The sequence below is a fragment of the Microbacterium sp. ISL-103 genome, from assembly GCF_018613995.1.
Lineage (GTDB): Bacteria > Actinomycetota > Actinomycetes > Actinomycetales > Microbacteriaceae > Microbacterium.
The window spans coordinates 1-2,525 of record NZ_JAGGPD010000615.1 but is presented as its reverse complement, the minus strand read 5'-3'; the positions used below and the strand labels follow the sequence as shown (position 1 = coordinate 2,525).

4 protein-coding genes are annotated in these 2,525 nt (G+C 69.2%); 2 read left to right on the top strand and 2 right to left on the bottom strand.

Annotation, left to right across the window (positions count from 1 at the left end; genetic code table 11):
- Window positions 1-477, top strand: a 477-nt coding sequence (gene pth / locus J7E68_RS18665; protein WP_215175036.1) for an aminoacyl-tRNA hydrolase, incomplete at its 5' end; no start/stop codon positions are given.
- Between the two features lie 74 nt (window positions 478-551).
- On the opposite strand, the gene J7E68_RS18660 is transcribed toward pth, so the two are convergent.
- Together J7E68_RS18660 and trpS are read right to left on the bottom strand one after the other, a co-directional pair.
- Window positions 552-1,151 carry a hypothetical protein gene (locus J7E68_RS18660; protein ID WP_215175033.1) on the bottom strand — a complete coding sequence of 200 codons (600 nt, stop codon included), beginning with the start codon at window positions 1,149-1,151 and terminating at the stop codon, window positions 552-554.
- Between the two features lie 24 nt (window positions 1,152-1,175).
- The gene (trpS, locus tag J7E68_RS18655; RefSeq protein ID WP_215175032.1) at window positions 1,176-2,180 is read right to left on the bottom strand and encodes a tryptophan--tRNA ligase; all 1,005 of its coding nucleotides are present in this window, start codon (window positions 2,178-2,180) and stop codon (window positions 1,176-1,178) included.
- 57 nt (window positions 2,181-2,237) lie between these two features.
- On the opposite strand from trpS, the gene J7E68_RS18650 reads away from it, so the two are divergent.
- On the top strand, window positions 2,238-2,525 hold a 288-nt coding region (locus J7E68_RS18650; RefSeq protein WP_215175031.1), incomplete at its 3' end, for a hypothetical protein.

The window sequence follows — 2,525 nt, the reverse complement described above, 5'->3', positions numbered from 1 at the left end:
CGCGGAGAGAGCTTCCGCGAGCACAAGGGCGGAGCACGGGTCGTCGAGACCTGGCTGCGTCCCGGTGGCGACAAGCTCGTGCTCGCCAAGCCCAACACCTTCATGAACGTCTCCGGCACGCCGGTCGCGGCTCTCGCGCGTTTCTACTCCGTGCCGCCCGAGCAGATCGTCGTCATCCACGATGAGCTCGACATCCCCTTCGACACCGTCAAGCTCAAGATCGGCGGCGGACACGGGGGACACAACGGTGTGCGCGACATCGCCCGGGCGATCACGACCCCGGAGTTCCCGCGCGTGCGTGTCGGCATCGGACGACCGGTCGGTCGCCAGGACCCCGCGGACTGGGTGCTCTCGCCGTTCGGCAAGGACGAGCGGGCGAACCTGCCCATCCTCGTGTCGGATGCCGCTGACGCCGTCGAGCTGCTCGTCGACGAGGGGCTTCTGGCGGCGCAGCAGAAGCATCACGCCCCGCGCTGATCCAGCCCCGCGCTGACCCGGCCCCGCGCTGATCGGAGAGTGCGGTGGGGCGCGTGTGCTCGCGCGATCCTCGACTACGGCAGGAAGCCGGCCGCGGTGCCGGTCGAGAGGGCGACCAGCAGAACCACCCAGAAGAAGACGGGTCCGAGCACGGCGACGACGAGTGCGGCGATGCCTGCGCCACGCGCCTGCTTCTTGCGGATGGCGAGGATGCCGATGACGATCGCGGCGATGCCGAGTGCGGTCCCGGTCCAGAACGACAGCTCGGCCCACAGGACCTGATCGCGTGCGGGGGAGAGCACCGACAGGAAGTCGGAATCGGTGGCGTCGAGGCCGCCGGGGATGCGGCGGCCGATCTCGAATCCGGAGACGCCCGCGACGATGGGGGTGACCACGGCGGCCACGAGTGAGAGCACGAGTGCCAGGACACCGAGGAGCCCGGACTTCTTCTCCTCCTGCGTGGGGGCCTGGTAGCTGCCCGCAGGAGCCGCATAGCCGCCGACGGGCACCTGATACGCGCCGGGAGGGGCAGCCGGGTATGCGGGAGCACCTGCCTGCGGCGCGGGCGGTGCAGGAGCGTAGGTCGGGGGTGCCGGAGGTGCCGGAGCGTACGTCGGGGGTGCGGGCGGAACGGGCGGAACGGCACCGGACGGGGGCAGCGGCGGATCAGTCACGCCCCCATCCTATGGCCGCTCGAGTCAGATGCGACGAAGCAGACCGACGTGCTCGTACACCGTCGTGAGCGTGGCATCGGCGACCGCATCGGCCCGTGCCGCGTTGGCGGCGAGGATGCGGTCGAGCTCGGCCGGGTCGTCGAGCAGCTCGAGCGCACGCGCACGGACAGGCTCGAACTCGGCCACCACGACCTCTGCGAGACCCTTCTTGAAGTCGCCGTACCCACGACCCGCGTACTCGTCTTCGATCGCGCCGACCTGACGACCGCTGAGCGCCGCGTAGATCGTCAGGAGGTTCGAGACGCCGGGCTTGCTCTCGCGGTCGAACCGCACGGAGCCCTCGTTGTCGGTCACCGCGCGCATGATCTTCTTGGCGGACTTGGCCGGGTCGTCGAGCATCCACAGCACGCCGGCGTCACTCTCGGCCGACTTGGACATCTTCGACGTCGGGTTCTGCAGGTCGTAGATGCGCGCCGTGTCCTTCTGGATCACCGGGCGCGGCACGACGAACGTCTCGCCGAAGCGGGAGTTGAAGCGCTCCGCGAGGTCGCGGGTGAGCTCGACGTGCTGCTTCTGATCGTCGCCGACCGGCACGACGTCGGTCTGGTAGAGCAGGATGTCGGCGGCCATCAGCACCGGGTAGGTGAACAGGCCGACGCTCGTGGCATCGGCTCCGTAGCGAGCGGACTTGTCTTTGAACTGGGTCATCCGCCCGGCTTCGCCGAACCCGGTGATGGTCGAGAGGATCCAGGCGAGCTCGGCGTGCGCGCGCACGTGCGACTGCACATACAGGGTGGACAGCGACGGCTCGATGCCGGCTGCGATGTACTGCGCGGCGGTACGGCGGGTCTTCTCGCGCAGCTCGGCCGGGTCCTGCGCGACCGTGAGCGCGTGCAGGTCGACGACAGAGAAGTAGGCGTCGTAGGAGCTCTGCAGCTCTCGCCACTGCAGGAGCGCCCCGATGTAGTTGCCGATCTGCAGAGAGTCGGCGGAGGGCTGCATTCCTGAGTAGAGGCGAGGTTTCGTCACGGTATCAATCCTATGGGGGCGGTGGTGGTCGCAGAGCCCGCCGGGCAGACTCGCCGTATGACCGATCGCCATCCTGACGCCGAGGCCACGACGCGAGGCGAGCTGCTCTCGCGCGCCATCGGTCTCGTGCTTGCGGTGGTCTTCGGAGCGCCGTTCGTGGTGCTCGTCTGGGTCGCTCTGGGCAGCCGGTTCGGTGCGGCGTCGGCAGACCCGCACGGCTTCGCGCTGATCTTCGGCACGGTCCTCGCGCTGGGCAGCGGGCTCCTGCTGGCGATCGTGCTCCCGCTCGCCTTTCCGAGAGCGCGGCGAGGTGCCGCCTACCTCTGGTGCATGCTCGGTTACCTC